This is a genomic window from Bradyrhizobium sp. USDA 336 (assembly GCF_044908355.1).
GTDB lineage: Bacteria > Pseudomonadota > Alphaproteobacteria > Rhizobiales > Xanthobacteraceae > Bradyrhizobium > Bradyrhizobium yuanmingense.
Map to the genome: position 1 here is coordinate 3,762,132 of NZ_JBIYDC010000002.1, position 15,408 is coordinate 3,777,539.

General features: G+C 65.5%; 9 protein-coding genes and 1 pseudogene. 3 read left to right on the forward strand and 7 right to left on the reverse strand.

What is annotated here, in order from left to right:
• Position 1: 1 nt before the first annotated feature.
• Positions 2 to 2,789: pseudogene (treY, locus tag ABIA45_RS18580) on the forward strand (malto-oligosyltrehalose synthase).
• A gap of 2 nt (positions 2,790 to 2,791) precedes the next feature.
• Here treY and ABIA45_RS18585 read toward each other — a convergent pair.
• Positions 2,792 to 3,109 (reverse strand): polyhydroxyalkanoic acid system family protein, encoded by a 318-nt coding sequence (locus ABIA45_RS18585; RefSeq protein WP_157281788.1) that lies wholly within the window; start codon positions 3,107 to 3,109, stop codon positions 2,792 to 2,794.
• Positions 3,110 to 3,289: 180 nt separating this feature from the next.
• On the opposite strand from ABIA45_RS18585, the gene ABIA45_RS18590 reads away from it, so the two are divergent.
• Positions 3,290 to 3,454: a DUF3309 family protein gene (locus ABIA45_RS18590; RefSeq protein ID WP_009798696.1), complete on the forward strand. Its 165-nt coding sequence runs from the start codon at positions 3,290 to 3,292 to the stop codon at positions 3,452 to 3,454.
• Between the two features lie 130 nt (positions 3,455 to 3,584).
• On the opposite strand, the gene ligD is transcribed toward ABIA45_RS18590, so the two are convergent.
• The gene (ligD, locus tag ABIA45_RS18595) at positions 3,585 to 6,260 is read right to left on the reverse strand and encodes a DNA ligase D (RefSeq protein ID WP_404543196.1); all 2,676 of its coding nucleotides are present in this window, start codon (positions 6,258 to 6,260) and stop codon (positions 3,585 to 3,587) included.
• A gap of 118 nt (positions 6,261 to 6,378) precedes the next feature.
• Here ligD and ABIA45_RS18600 point away from each other — a divergent pair, with 118 nt between their 5' ends.
• Entirely contained in the window at positions 6,379 to 7,263 is an 885-nt protein-coding gene (locus ABIA45_RS18600) for a Ku protein (protein WP_157281790.1), read from the forward strand.
• 120 nt (positions 7,264 to 7,383) lie between these two features.
• On the opposite strand, the gene ABIA45_RS18605 is transcribed toward ABIA45_RS18600, so the two are convergent.
• The 5 genes from ABIA45_RS18605 to kdpA all read right to left on the reverse strand — a co-directional run bounded on the left by ABIA45_RS18605 (position 7,384) and on the right by kdpA (position 15,393).
• Positions 7,384 to 8,073 (reverse strand): response regulator, encoded by a 690-nt coding sequence (locus ABIA45_RS18605; RefSeq protein WP_271542004.1) that lies wholly within the window; start codon positions 8,071 to 8,073, stop codon positions 7,384 to 7,386.
• The gene (locus ABIA45_RS18610; RefSeq protein ID WP_404653119.1) at positions 8,070 to 10,793 is read right to left on the reverse strand and encodes a DUF4118 domain-containing protein; all 2,724 of its coding nucleotides are present in this window, start codon (positions 10,791 to 10,793) and stop codon (positions 8,070 to 8,072) included. The genes ABIA45_RS18605 and ABIA45_RS18610 overlap by 4 nt, the downstream gene beginning before the upstream one ends.
• 40 nt (positions 10,794 to 10,833) lie before the next feature.
• Positions 10,834 to 11,439 carry a K(+)-transporting ATPase subunit C gene (locus tag ABIA45_RS18615; protein ID WP_404543198.1) on the reverse strand — a complete coding sequence of 202 codons (606 nt, stop codon included), beginning with the start codon at positions 11,437 to 11,439 and terminating at the stop codon, positions 10,834 to 10,836.
• A gap of 109 nt (positions 11,440 to 11,548) precedes the next feature.
• Positions 11,549 to 13,666, reverse strand: coding sequence for a potassium-transporting ATPase subunit KdpB (kdpB, locus tag ABIA45_RS18620; protein ID WP_404653122.1), 2,118 nt, complete (start codon positions 13,664 to 13,666; stop codon positions 11,549 to 11,551).
• 23 nt (positions 13,667 to 13,689) lie between these two features.
• Positions 13,690 to 15,393: a potassium-transporting ATPase subunit KdpA gene (kdpA, locus tag ABIA45_RS18625; protein WP_275497075.1), complete on the reverse strand. Its 1,704-nt coding sequence runs from the start codon at positions 15,391 to 15,393 to the stop codon at positions 13,690 to 13,692.
• Positions 15,394 to 15,408: the final 15 nt, after the last annotated feature.

Here is a 15,408-nt window from a genome sequence, read left to right on the forward strand (position 1 = left end):
AATGCCTCCCGCCATTCCGCTCGCGACCTACCGGCTCCAGCTCACCGCGGATTTCGATTTCGACAAGGCCGCCGCGGTCGTTCCTTATCTCAAGGCGCTGGGCATCACGCATCTCTACGCCTCGCCGGTGATGAAGGCCCGCAAAGGCTCGACCCATGGCTACGACACGGTCGATCACGGCCAGTTCAATCCCGAGCTCGGCGGCGAGGCCGGCTTTACGCGGCTGAGCCAGGCGCTTCAGCAGCACGATCTCGGGCTCATCATCGATTTCGTCCCCAACCATGTCGGCGTGCATTTTGCCGACAATCCCTGGTGGCTCGACGTGCTGGAATGGGGCCAGGCCTCGCCGCACGCGGCGTCCTTCGACATTGACTGGGACCAGCTGGCCTACCGCGCCCGCGGGCGGCGTGCTGCTGCCGATCCTCGGCGCGTCCTACGGCGAGGCGCTGGAGCGCGGCGACATCGAGCTGCGCTACGACCCCGAAGAAGGAAGCTTCGCGGCGTGGTATTTCGAGCACCGCTTACCCATCGCGCCGGAGCGCTATGGCGAGATGCTGCGGATCGTCGTCAAGGAGGCGGACGCGGCGGAAATGGAGCCCGGCAAGCGCCTGCTGTCGCTCGCGACCCGCTACACAGGGTTGCGGCGCCCCAATCGCAAGGAAGCTCCCGGCTTCAAGTCCGAGCTCAAGGAGATCGCAGGTGCCGCTGAGGTCATCAAGCGCGGCCTTGCCGCCTATCGCGCCGGCAAGGACCGCCCGGCACAAACGCTGACGCTGCATCACCTCCTGGAGCGCCAGCACTACAAGCTCGGGCACTGGCGGCTTGCTTCCAGCGACATCAACTATCGCCGCTTCTTCGACGTCAACGGCCTCGCCGGCCTGCGCGTCGAGGACGCGAGCACGTTTGCCGCCACGCACCGGCTGGTGAAGCAGCTCATCGCCGACGGCAAATTGCAGGGAATCCGGCTCGATCACATCGACGGCCTGCGCGACCCCGCCCAATATTGCCAGCGGCTGCGCCGGCTGGTGCGCGACGCGCAGGGCAACGCAAAGCCCTTCTACACCGTGATCGAGAAGATCCTGTGCGAGCACGAACGCCTGCCGCATTTCGCCGGCGTCCAGGGCACCACCGGCTACGAGTGGATGAATGTCATCACCCACGTGCTGGTCGATCCCAGGGGGCTGGAGGCGCTGGACGAGACCTGGCGGCAGATCAGCAACCGGCCGCCGCGGCTTGTGCCTTACGTCAAGGACGCCAAGCGGCGCGTGCTGGAGACGCTGCTCACCAGCGAGTTCACCGTGCTGACGCGCCTGCTTGCGCGCATCGCCAACGGCCATTATTCGACGCGCGACTTCTCGGCCGACAGCCTGCGGCAGGCGCTCGAACTCTATGTGCTGCATTTCCCGGTCTATCGCACCTACCTGACGCATAGTGGCCCGACCGCAGCGGACCGCAAGCTGATCGACGACACCATTGCGCGCGCCCGCCGCGACTGGTTCGCCGCCGACGAAGGCATTTTCGACTTCCTGCGCGATGCCTTGACCATGGACCTGCTCAAGCCGGGCCGTCCGCCGCACAGCGCCCCGCGCGTGCGCCGCTTCGCGCTGAAGGTGCAGCAATTCACCGGCCCGATGATGGCAAAGTCGCTGGAGGACACCGCGTTCTATCAATTCCACCGGCTGCTGGCGCTGAACGAGGTCGGCGGCGACCCCGCCAGCACCGGCCTCAGCATTCCCGCCTTCCACCAGGCCATGCAGGGCCGCGCCAGGGAATGGCCGCAAGGCATGACCGCAACCGCCACCCACGACACCAAGCGTGGCGAGGATGCGCGCACGCGCATCGCATCGCTCAGCGAGATTCCCGGTGAATGGACCAGCGCGGTGGCGCGCTGGAAGGTGCTGAACGCGCCGCACCTCACGCTGCACGGCAATTTCCGCGCGCCGTCGGCAACATTCGAATACATGCTCTACCAGACCCTGCTCGGCGCTTGGCCGCTTCAAGTGCCGGCCGATGCCGCCTTCGTCGAGCGCATCCAGGCCTATGCTCTCAAGGCCGCGCGCGAGGGCAAGGAGGAGACGAGTTGGCTCAACCCGCATGAAGCCTATGAGAACGGCATCCGCGACTTCATCGCGAAGATCCTCGACTCCGACCAGTCCGCGGAATTCCTTCAGGCCTTGCAGACGCTGGCGCGCCGCGTCTCGCTGCTCGGCACGCTGAACTCGCTGAGCCAGCTCACGCTCAAGGCGACGCTGCCGGGCGTGCCGGACTTCTATCAAGGCACCGAATTCTGGGACCTGTCTCTGGTCGATCCCGACAACCGCCGCCCGGTGGACTTCGCCGCGCGCCACGCGGCGCTGCCATCACTGGAAGCCCCGGACTGGAGCGGCCTGATCAAGAGCTGGCCGGACGGCAAGCTCAAGCTAGCCTGGACGCGGCATCTGCTCAAGCTGCGCAACGAGCTGGCCGACGTCTTCGCGCAGGGCGACTATCAGCCGCTTGAGGTACGGGGCGCCCATGCCGACCATGTCATCGCCTTCGCGCGTCGTCATGGCCGCGCCGCCGCGATCGTCGTTGTCGGGCGTCATTTCGCGCCTTTCAGCCAAGCGGGCCGGGAATGGCCCGCACCCGAAGCTATGGACGCCACCATCGACATCACGGGCTATGCCGTGCCCGGCCTTGCCGGCAACGACTTGCCGCTCGCGCAGGCCTTCCGTGACTGTCCTGCCTTGGTCATCGCGGCCCGAACGGCGAATGCCGTCAGGGCGCCGCGGCAACGCGTGCGCGCCTGAAGTTACTTCTCCCCGTCTTTGGTCAGCAGCAATTGGCCGCGCTTCCTGATCGTGGCCTGCGCCATCTCGGCGAAGCGCTGCAGCAGCCAAGGCAGCACCACCTCGACCCGGACCTGATCGTCGCCGACATCGATCTGCCCCGTCGCGACTTGGCCGAGCGCGCGGATGCGGAAGGCCAGAGTGTCGCCGCTCCAGCGTTCCTCCTCGACCTGCATCACCGGAATACTCGCTGCGGCGCGGCCGAGCCCGGTTTTGAGCCGGCGCACCGCTTCCTCGCGGCCGAGACGATGCGGAATCGAGACGACGAGCGGTGCTGACATGGTCCTGCCTCTTCTGACTGACGTCACATAATCATGCCGGGTCGACCAACAAAGGTTCCATGCAAGTTGATCCTCCGGCTGTGTTTCAAGGCCGGAACTTTACAACCTACGGCAAGTTGCTCCCGCACAACGGGACAGGTTTGCAATGACCCTTCTTACGAAGGGCTGGAGGAGATTCGTATGTCAATCGGCACGATCATTCTGATCATCTTGATCATCGCCCTGCTCGGCGGCTTCAGCGGCATCGGCGGCGGGCCGTTCTATGGCACCGGCTATTACGGCGGCGGCGGCCTCGGGCTTGTCATCGTCATTCTGCTGATCCTGATCCTGATGGGAAGGATCTAGTACTGGCTCCGTAGGGTGGGCTAAGGCGCAACACGCCAAGCCCACCACTTCGCTCGAACGAAACAAGGTGGTGGGCACGCTCCGCTTTGCCCACCCTACGACACCCGCCTTCGCCGCAACAGCGGCAGACCTACTTCACCTTCCCCGCCAGCTTCTTGATCGCGGCCTTGATCGACACGGCGGCATCGTCGTAACCCTCCCACGCTTTCGATCGCGCCAGCAGGGCCGGCACGGTGCGCAGCGTATAGCGCTTGGGATCGAGGTCGCTCTTCACCTGCGCCCAGGTGACCGGCATCGACACGGTTGCGCCGGCGCGCGCTCGCGGCGACAGCGGAGCCACCGCCGTCGACATGCGGTCGTTGCGCAGATAATCCAGGAAGATCTTTCCCTTGCGCAGCTTCTTCGACATGTTGAGCAGATAGCGTTCGGGATCGTCGTCCGCCATCCACTGGCAGACGCCTTGCGCAAAGGCCTTGGCTTCCTTCCAGCTCACCTTGTCGCGCGCGCCATGGAGCAGCGGCACCACGACGTGAAGGCCCTTGCCGCCGGTGGTCTTGCAGAAGCTGTCCATGCCGATATCGGCGAGCCGCTGCCGCATCTCCTTCGCCGCCTCGACCACCTCGGGAAAGTCCACGTCGGGGGCGGGGTCGAGATCGAACACCAGGCGGCCCGGGGTGTCATAGGCATAGGGCGCGCAGTTCCAGGGATGCAGCTCGACGCCGCCGATCTGCGCCACCGCGGCGAGCCCTTCGATCCGGTCGATCTGAAGATACGGCTTGCGGTCGCCGGAGACCCGCGCAAGCTCAAGAAGGTTCGACGTGCCCTGCATCGCATGGCGCTGGAAGAAGCATTCGCCCTTGATGCCATCAGGCGCGCGGATCAGCGAGCACGGCCGGCCCTTGAGATGCACGATCATCCATTCGCCGACGGCTTCGAGGTAGCGGGCAAGGTCCAGCTTGGTGACGGCGCCACCATCGCCGTCATCCGGCCAGAGCGGCTTGTCCGGCTTGGAGATGACGACGCCCATGACCTCGGCATTTTGAGCGGTCTGCTTCACTCGCCCGCTCGCCTTCGCGCGCGCTGGCTTCCTGGTTTTGGGCTCGGCGAGCTCGGTGTCGACGGGCGTCTCCGCCTCGACCTCCTTGGCCGGCTTGTCCTGCCGCAGGCCCTTGAACGCCGCCTGGCGAATATTGCCGTCGGCCGTGAAGCCCGCGAATTCGATCTCGGCGACGAGCTCCGGCTTCAGCCAGTGCACGTCCCGCGTCTTCTTCGGCGCATTCTTGCCGCCGAACGGGCTTTCCTTGCTCTCAATCGCCTTCAGCGCCGGCATGATGCGCTTGACCTTGTCAGCGCCAAAGCCGGTGCCGACCATGCCGACGAAGGCGAGATGATCGCCGCGCTGCACGCCGGCCATCAGAGAGCGGAATTTGCCGTTGGTGGTCTTGTAGCCGCCGATCACCACCTCGTGGCCGGCGCGGCATTTCGACTTGACCCAGCTCTCGGTGCGCCCCGAACGATACGGCGCATTCAGCTTCTTCGACACCACGCCTTCGAGCTCGAGCTTGCAGGCCGATTGCAGCACGGCATCGCCGCCGCTCTCGAAATGCTCGACATAGCGGAGCTGGCTCGATTTCCGCTTGCGCGATTCCAGCAGCTTCTTGAGCTGCGCCTTGCGCTCCCCAAGCGGCAGCCGACGGTAGTCCTGCCCTTCCGCGAAGAGCAGATCGAAGGCGAAGAAGATCAGGTCGTCGGTCTTGCCATCGGACAGCGCAGCTTGCAGCGAGGAGAAGTTCGGCGCACCGTTGTGGTCGAGCGCGACGATCTCGCCGTCGATCATCACGTCCGGCAGCGCGGCGGCTTCCTCGGCGATGGAGGCGAATTTGCTGGTCCAGTCGAGGCCCTTGCGCGTCTTCAGCGTCGCCTCGCCGTCCTCGACCCGGAGCTGGACGCGATAGCCGTCGAACTTGATCTCGTGGCACCAGCCCTCGTCTCCGGGCGGCCGCTCGACCAGCGTGCAGAGCTGCGGCGCAACGAAATCCGGCATCTCTGACACCGTCTTGGCCCTCGCCGCGGTCGTGGCAGTTTTCTTCGCCGCTTTGCCGGCTTTCAACGCGGTGCGCGGCGCCGGCTTCACCGTCCGCCCTTTGGTCTCCTCGGCACGATTGGACTGCCAGACCGCGTCGGCCTTGCCCTTGGTCCCCTTCGCCAGCATGAACGGCTTCGGCGCGCGGCCCTTTCCCTCCGCGATCTGTTCCATCGCCCGGCCCGAGGCGACGGACTTGTCCTGCTCGAGAATATCGTTGTCCGCGCCTTCGCGGACATACTCGTCACGATGCTTGATCAAGAGCCAGTTGGTCCGCTTCTCGCCGCCACGGTTTCGCATCCGCACCAGCACCCAGCTTCCCTGCAGCTTGTCTCCGTGGAGCGTGAACTTCAGATCGCCTTTCTTGAAGCCGGCTTCCGGATCGTCCGATTCCCAGGTGCCGCGGTCCCACAACATCACGGTGCCGCCGCCGTACTGGCCTTCGGGGATCGTGCCTTCGAAATCGCCGTAATCGAGCGGATGGTCCTCGACTTCGACTGCAAGCCGCTTGTCGTGGGGATCGAGCGAAGGCCCCTTCGTCACCGCCCAGGACTTGAACACGCCGTCGAATTCGAGCCGGAGGTCGTAGTGCAGCCGGGTCGCATCATGCTTCTGGATGACGAAGCGCCGCTGTTTCGATGGCGCCACGGCGGTCTTGCCCGATGGCTCCGGCGTTTTCTCGAAGTCCCGCTTCTGTCGGTAGGTGGAGAGTTTCTGCAGCACGTCCGGTCCCGCTTCTCGTTCGGCACTTGAAGCCTATCACGGCGAAAGTCCCGCCCGGAACCAAAACCCCATGGGGCGGTTGGGGTTCCAAAACGCCTTGAAAACGCTGGAGAATGGAATGGCCCCGCGCGCCTATTGGAAGGGAACGTTGAAGCTGTCGCTGGTCAGTTGCCCGGTCGTGCTTTATCCGGCGACCACCGCGGCCGAGAAGACGCGATTTCACCTGATCAACCGCGAGACCGGGAACCGGCTCAAGCAGCAGATGATCGATTCCGAGACCGGCGACGTCGTCGAGAGCGAGCAGAAGGGCCGCGGCTACGAAGTGCGCAAGGGCAAGTATGTCGAGATCGAGCCGGAGGAGCTCGAGGCGGTCCAGATCGAGAGCAATCACACCATCGATATCGAGAGCTTCGTGCCACGCGAGGAGATCGACCAGCGCTATCTCAACCATCCCTATTACATCGCGCCCGACGGCAAGGCGGCGGTCGATGCGTTCGCGGTGATCCGCGACGCGATGAAGGACCAGGAGCGCGTGGCGCTCGCCAAGATCGTTCTGACCAATCGCGAGCACGTCATGGCGATCGAGCCGCGCGGCAAGGGCCTGCTCGGCACCACGCTGCGTTTCCCTTACGAGCTGCGCGAGGAGGACCAGTTCTTCGACGACATCAAGAGCCCGAAGATCACCAAGGACATGGTCGAGCTCGCCGGTCACATCCTGCAGACCAAGGCGGCGCATTTCGATCCCAGCAAGTTCAAGGACGAATACGAGGACGCGCTGAAGGCCCTGGTGAAGCGCAAGGCCAGCGGCAAGAAGATCGAGCTGCCCGAGCCCGAGGAGCGGCCGAGCAACGTCGTCAGCCTGATGGACGCACTGAAGCAGAGCCTGAAGGGACGCGGCGGGAAGAAGACGGCGGCGAAGTCCCATGCGCGCCGCGCGACCGGACGGCACCGCAGCGCGAAGAAGGCGCACCGGTCGACGGCAAGGCACAGGAAGGCGGGTTAGTTCGTCATTCCGGGGCGATGCGAAGCATCGAGCCCGGAATCCATCGTGCCAAGCGCGACGGGCAGAGAAATGGATTCCGGGCCCGCGCCAACGGGCGCGTCCCGGAATGACAGCCGGGGTCTATTCCCCCGCCTTGAGCCGATACCCGATCCCGGTCTCCGTCAGCACGTATTGCGGCCGTTCCGGATCGGCTTCGATCTTCTGGCGAAGCTGGCGGACATAGACGCGCAGATATTGCGCGTCGGTCAATTCGTCCCACAGCTCCTTCAGCAGGAAGCGGTGGGTGAGCACCTTGCCGGCGTGCTGCACCAGCACCCGCAACAGGTCGTATTCCTTCGGCGAGAGCTTCACCTCGCGATCCCCGGCCTTGACGATGCGGCGAACGAGATCGACCGAGAGATCGCCGGTGCGGAACACCGGGCGCTCGCCCTTGACCTGAAGCTGGTGGCGCAGCGCGGCGCGCAGGCGCGCCAGCAGCTCCTCCATGCCGAACGGCTTGGTGAGATAATCGTCGGCGCCGAGATCGAGCGCCTGGACCTTGCCGGCTTCGTCGCCGCGGCTCGACAGCACCACGATCGGCACGCCGTCGTTGCGGGCGCGGATGGTGCGGAGCAGCTCATGGCCTTGAACGTCGGGCAGGCCGAGATCGAGGATGATCAGCGCCGGCTCCTCGCCAAGTTTCTGCAGCGCCGTCTTGCCGTTCGGCGCTTCCAGGATTTCGTAGCCCTGGGTCGTCAGCCCCATCCGCAGCAATTTGCGGATCGGCGGCTCGTCGTCGATGACCAGGACCTTGATCGGAGCAGCGCTCATGCGGCGGTATCCAATGCGTGGCTCTCTGCCGGAACCGGCAGGCGAATGGTGAGGACCGCGCCGCTCCGCTCGCTGCGATTGGCGGCGGAGATCGTGCCGCGCATCGCCTCGACGAAGCCGCGGGAGATGGCAAGCCCGAGCCCGGTGCCGGGACGGACGTGATCGCCCTTCTGCACGCGATAGAACTTGTCGAACACGCTCTCGAGCTCGTCCGGTGGAATGCCGGCGCCCTCGTCGGCGACCTCGAGCACGACATGAGCGCTGTCGCGCCGGCCGCGGATCGAGATCGTGGTTTCGGGGGGCGCGTATTTCGCGGCGTTGTCAAGCAGGTTGAACAGCACCTGCTCGAACAGCACGGCGTCGAGCTGGAGCATCGGCAGCTCGGCGGCCAGCACCAGCTCGACCTTGTGGCGGCTGAGGATCTTGCTGGCGCGCCGGAGCGCGCTGCCGACGATCTCGCTGAGATCGTGCAGCGCTGTGTTGGGCACGATGGCGCCGGATTCGAGCTTGGTCATGTCCAGCAGATTGGCGATGAAGCGGTTGAGCCGCTCGGATTCGTCGATCACGGTGGCGAGCAAATCGCGCTTCTCGGTGTCCGAGAGCGCGCCGGCGAGATCGCGCATGGTGGAGGCCGCCCCTAACACCGAGGCGAGCGGCGTCTTCAAATCGTGCGAGATCGAGGTGAGCAGCGCCGAGCGCAGCCGCTCAGATTCGACGGTGCGCTTGACGCGGTCCATGTCCTCGACCAGCAGCACACGCTCGATCGCGAGCGCGCCCTGGTCGACCAGCGCATCGAGCAGCCGCCGCTGGTCCGGCGTCAGCAGCGGGCCGGTGCGATCGTTGTCGATGCCGATCACACCGATCGGCCCTCGGCCGGTGCGCATCGGCAAAAACAGCCGTTTTGCGCCCGGCAACGTGTCCGAGCCGCGGCCGGCCGGGCGATCGTTGCTCCAGGCCCAATTGGCGGCGGCAAGATCGGCCTGGTCGAGCTCGTCTTCGGGTGGATAGCCTGATTTCACCGTCAGCAGGCCTTCATCCGGCAACAGCAGCACCACGCGGACCTTCAGCATCAATGCGGTCTGGTAGGCACTCGCCCACAAGACGTCGTCGAGCGTGGCCGTGCCGGCCAGCTTGCGGCTGAAGGCATAGAGTTGCTCGGTCATCCTGATCCGGCCGATCGCGGTGTCGGCCTGGATGCGCACGCGCGCCGCGACATTGGAGACGATCATCGCCACCACCATGAACAGCACGAAAGCGGCGACATTGGTCGGGTCGGTGATCGTGAAGGTGTAGATCGGCGGGATGAAGAAGAAATTGTAGCAGAGCGAGGCCGCCACCGTGGCCAGCAGCGAGGGCCACAGGCCGTAGCGCACGGCAACCGCGACGACCGAGGTCAGCAGCACGAGATCGACGTTCTCGATGCCGAAATAGGGCTGGATCAGCTTGGCAGCGCCGAGACCCACAAGCACGATCCCAAGCGCCTTGAGAAAAGGCAAGGAATCGAACGGCTCGGATCGTGCGGCGGTCTGCACCGCCATCTTGGGCGCGGCCTCTTCGGAAAGCTCGTTCCCGGGGATGACGTGAACGCTGATATTGCCCGCGCGGCGCACCAGATCGTGCACGACCGAGCCGCGCGTCATCTCGAACCAGCGCGAGCGCGTCGACTTGCCGATCACGATCTGGGTGACGTTGTTGCCGTGCGCGAAACCGATGAGATCATCAGCGATACGGCGGCCGACGGCGGGAATGGTCAGCGCCTCGCCGCCGAGCGATTCCGCAAGCCGCAGCGTGTCGGCCAGCCGATCCCGCTCCTCGTCGGACAATTGCAGCGATCGCCGCGTCTCGATCGAAATCGCGGTGAACGGCGCATGCAGCCGGTCGGCCAATCGTTTGGTGTAGCGCACGAGGCCGGCCGCGCGCGGGTCCTCGCTGACGCAGACCAGGATGCGCTCGCCCGCCGCCCAGGGCCCCGGAATCGCATTCGCCTGCATGTGGTTGAGCAGCTGCTCGTCGACGCGCTCGGCGGTGCGCCGCAGTGCGAGCTCGCGCAGCGCCGTGAGATTGCCCGGCGAGAAATAATGCTCCAGCGCCCGCTCGGCCTGCTTGGGCACATAGACCTTGCCCTCCTTCAGGCGCTGGATCAGGTCGTCTGGCGTGAGGTCGATCAGCTCGATCGCGTCGGCTCGGTCGAACACCGAATCCGGTACGGTCTCGCGCACCCGGACATGGGTGATCTGGGCAACGACATCGTTCAGGCTCTCGATGTGCTGGATGTTGACGGCGGTATAGACGTCGATGCCGTGCGAGAGCAGCTCCTCCACGTCGAGATAGCGCTTGGGATGGCGGCTTCCGGACGCATTGGTGTGGGCGAGCTCGTCGACCAGCGCGATCTGCGGCCGCCGCGCGATCACCGCGTCGAGGTCCATCTCTTCGACGATCTGGCCGCGGTAGTCCAGCCGCTTGCGCGGGACCACTTCGAGGCCGCGCACCAGCGCCTCGGTCTCGGCGCGGCCATGGGTCTCGACGAAGCCGACCACGACATCGATGCCGGCCTTGCGCTTGGCCTGGGCGCTTTGCAGCATCTCGTAGGTCTTGCCGACGCCGGGAGCGGCGCCGACGAAGATCTTCAGCCTGCCGCTCGCACCCTCCTCCCGGCGCGCCGCTTCCAGCAGGGCCTCCGGTGACGGACGTTGTTCGGGATGGCGACGCTCTCGGACCATCTTGCCAGTATAATCACCCGTCCACTGCGAGCCTAGACCGCTACTTCGCGGCCATGCGATCGAGCGCGAGATTCAAGGCCAGAACGTTAACCCGGGGCTCGCCGAGCAGGCCGAGCAGGCGGCCTTCGGTGCTGGCGGTCACGAGCTGCTTGACCTGATCCTCGGGCAGATTGCGCGCCTTCGCCACGCGCGGCACCTGGAATTGCGCCGCTTCCGGCGAGATGTTCGGGTCGAGGCCGCTGGCCGAAGTCGTCACCAGGTCGACCGGCACGGGGGCGTTCGGATTCTCGGCCCTGAGCTTGGCCACATCCTCCTTCAGCCGGTCGGCCAGCGCCTTGCTGGTCGGACCGAGATTGGAGCCGCCCGAATTGGCGGCGTTGTAGGACGCGGGCACCGTCTTGGTCGAATCGTTCGGGTCCGGCGCCAGCGTCGCCGAGGGGCGGCCGTGGAAGTACTTGTCGTCCTTGAACTCCTGCCCGATCAGGGCGGAGCCGATCACCTTGCCGTCTTTCTCGATCAGGCTGCCTTGCGCCTGCACAGGAAACAGCGCGCCGGCAATGCCGGTCATTGCGAGCGGATAGATAAGGCCCGTGATAGCAGTGAGCGCCAGCAAGAGGACGATGGCGGGGCGGATTTCTCTGAGCATGTTGGGTCTCCTATGTCTTCCGTCATTGCGAGCGAAGCGAAGCAATCCAGGGTCTTTCCACGGAGGCAGTCTGGATTGCTTCGTCGCAAGGGCTCCTCGCAATGACCGGTTATGCCAAGTGCAAGGCGGTCACCGCGAGGTCGATCGCCTTGATGCCGATGAAGGGAATGACGATGCCGCCGAGGCCGTAGATCAGGAGGTTGCGGCGGAGCAGCGCGCCGGCACCGACGGCGCGATAGGCGACGCCCTTCAGCGCCAGCGGAATCAGCGCGATGATGACGAGCGCGTTGAAGATGATGGCCGACAGGATGGCACTTTGCGGGCTCGACAGGTTCATGACGTTGAGGACGTTGAGCTGGGGGTAGAACGCCAGGAACATCGCCGGGATGATCGCAAAATACTTGGCGACGTCGTTGGCGATCGAGAACGTCGTCAGCGCACCGCGCGTCATCAGGAGCTGCTTGCCGATCTCCACCACCTCGATCAGCTTGGTCGGGTTGGAGTCGAGATCGACCATGTTGCCGGCCTCGCGGGCGGCCTGAGTGCCGGTATTCATCGCGACGCCGACATCGGCCTGGGCGAGCGCCGGGGCGTCGTTGGTGCCGTCGCCGCACATCGCCACCAGCTTGCCCTTGGCCTGCTCGTCACGGATCAGCTTGAGCTTGTCCTCGGGCGTTGCCTGCGCCAGGAAATCATCGACGCCGGCTTCCGCGGCGATGGCGGCCGCCGTCATCGGGTTGTCGCCGGTGATCATGATGGTGCGGATGCCCATGCGGCGGAGTTCGGCGAAGCGCTCGCGGATACCGCCCTTGACGATGTCCTTGAGCTGGACGATGCCGAGCAGCTTGCCGTCCCTGGCGACCGCCAGCGGTGTGCCGCCGGCCTTCGATATCTCATCGGCGATGGTCTGGATCTCGCGGCCAACCTCAGAAAGCCCGCCGGGCTGAAGGGCACGCGCGGTGCTGCCCGAGGCAACCGCCAGCGGTGCACCGCGGCCGACATAGTTCAGCATCGCATCGACCGCGCCCTTGCGCACCGACGAGCCGCCGGCGTCGACGCCGCTCATGCGGGTCTGCGCCGTGAACGGAACGAAGGTCGCGCCCAATTCGGCCATGTCGCGGCCGCGGATGCCGTACTTCTCCTTGGCCAGCACGACGATGGAGCGGCCTTCCGGCGTCTCGTCCGCCAGCGAGGCGAGCTGGGCGGCATCCGCCAGCTCCTGCTCCGTGACGCCGCGCACGGGACGGAAGGCCGTCGCCTGCCGATTGCCGAGCGTGATGGTGCCGGTCTTGTCGAGCAGCAGCGTGTCGACGTCGCCGGCGGCCTCGACCGCGCGGCCCGACATCGCCAGCACATTGAAGCGCACCAGGCGGTCCATGCCGGCGATGCCGATGGCGGACAACAGCGCGCCGATCGTGGTCGGGATCAGCGTCACGAACAGAGCCACCAGCACGACCACCGAGATCGAGCCGCCGGCATAGGCGGCGTAGCTCGGGATCGTGACGGTGGCGAACACGAAGATGATGGTGAGGCCGGCGAGCAGGATGTTGAGCGCGATCTCGTTCGGCGTCTTCTGCCGCTCGGCGCCCTCGACCAGCTTGATCATGCGGTCGATGAAGGTCGATCCCTGCGCGGCGGTGATGCGCACCTGGATCCAGTCCGACAGCACCTGCGTGCCGCCCGTCACCGCCGAACGGTCGCCGCCGGATTCGCGGATCACGGGCGCGGACTCGCCGGTGATGGCGGCCTCGTTGACGGAGGCGACGCCCTCGACCACCTCGCCGTCCGAGGGGATGGTGTCGCCCGCCTCGACCAGCACGAGATCGCCGACCTTCAGGCTCGTGCCTGACACGAGCTTGTAGTCCCGGCCCGCGCCGCTCAGGAGCTTGGCCTGGCTCTCGGTGCGGGTCTTGCGCAGCGTCTCGGCCTGCGCCTTGCCGCGGCCCTCGGCGACGGCTTCGGCGAGATTGGCGAACAGCACGGTGAACCACAGCCAGAGGATGATCTGGAAGGTGAAGCCGAGGCCCGCGCCGCCCGTGACAACATCGCGCAGGAAGATCACCGTGGTGAGCGCGGCCACGATCTCGACCACGAACATCACGGGGTTCTTGATCATGGCGCGCGGATCGAGCTTGGTGAAGGCAGCGCCGATCGCCGGCATCACGATCTTGGGATCCAGCATCGCCGAGACCGGCATGCGCTTGTTGGATTTGTGGACATGTTCCATGGAGGTCACTCCGAAAAGCGAGATCAGAAAACGTTGCCGGCGTTCATCGCGAGATGCTCGACGATGGGACCGAGTGCGAGCGCCGGGAAGAAGGTCAGGCCACCCATGATCAGGATGACGCCGACGACGAGGCCGACGAACAGGCCTCCGGTGGTCGGGAAAGTGCCCATCGACGGGGGGATCGACTTCTTCGCGGCGAGCGAGCCTGCGATCGCCATGGCCGGAACGATCATGAAGAAGCGACCGACGAACATCGCGCTGGCGAGCGTGAGATTGTAGAACAACGTGTTGCCGGTGAGGCCCGCGAAGGCCGAGCCGTTGTTGGCCGCCCCCGACGTGAAGGCGTACAGCACTTCGGTGAAGCCGTGCGGTCCGGCATTCGCCATCGACGCCACCGCCGCGGGATAAACCACAGCGACGGCGGCCCAGCCGAGAATCATCAGCGGCAGGACGAGAATGGCGAGCATCGCCATCTTGACTTCCCGCGCCTCGATCTTCTTTCCGACATATTCCGGCGTACGGCCGACCATCAGGCCTGCGACGAAGATCGCCAGGACGACGAACAGCAGCATGCCGTACAGGCCGGCGCCGACGCCGCCGACGATGATCTCCCCTAACTCCATGTTGATCAGCGGGATCATGCCGCCGAGCGCGGTGAAGCTGTCGTGCATGGCGTTCACGGCGCCGCACGACGCGGCGGTGGTGATCACCGCGAACAGCGAGGACGCAACGATGCCGAAGCGGACTTCCTTGCCCTCCATGTTGCCGCCGGTCAGACCGAGTGCATGCAGGGTCGTGGTGCCGCTGGCTTCAGCCCAATAGCAAACGGCGACGCCTGCGACGAACAGCACGCCCATCACGGCGAGGATCGCCCAGCCCTGGCGCTGGTTACCGACCATGCGGCCGAACACGTTGGTGAGCGCCGCGCCGAGCGCGAAGATCGACAGCATCTGCACGAAGTTCGACAGCGCGGTCGGATTCTCGAAGGGATGCGCGGCATTGGCATTGAAAAAGCCGCCGCCATTGGTCCCGAGCATCTTGATTGCGACCTGCGAGGCCACCGGGCCGACCGCGATGGTCTGCTTGGCGCCCTCGAGCGTGGTCGCTTCGACGTAGTCTCCAAGCGTTTGCGGGATGCCCTGCCAGACCAGGAACAGCGTGAACACGACACAGATCGGCAGCAGGATGTAGAGCGTGCAGCGGGTCACATCGACCCAGAAGTTGCCGATTGTGCGCATGGACGCGCGGGCAAAGCCGCGGATCAGGGCAACCGCGAGCACGATGCCGGTCGCCGCCGACAGGAAATTCTGGTGCGTCAGGCCGACCATCTGGGTCAGATAGGACAGCGTGCTCTCGCCGCCGTAATTCTGCCAATTGGTATTGGTGATGAAGGAGATCGCGGTGTTGAAGGACAGATCCTCGGCGACCGCGGACTGACCGGCCGGATTGAACGGCAGCACGGCCTGCAGCCGCATCAGGCCGTAGATGATGAGGAAGCCACCGACATGAAACAGCAGCATCGCGACCGTGTAGGTCAGCCAGTGCTGCTCGCGCTTCTCGTCGACGCCGGATATCCAATAGATGCCGGCCTCGATCGGCCGCAGGACGGGCGACAGGAAGGTGCGCTCGCCGTTGAACACGCGCGTCATGTACCAGCCGAGCGGCTTGGTCAGCGCGACCACGATCGCGCAATAGAGAATGATCTGGAACCAACCGATCACAGTCATGGCATTAACCCTTCA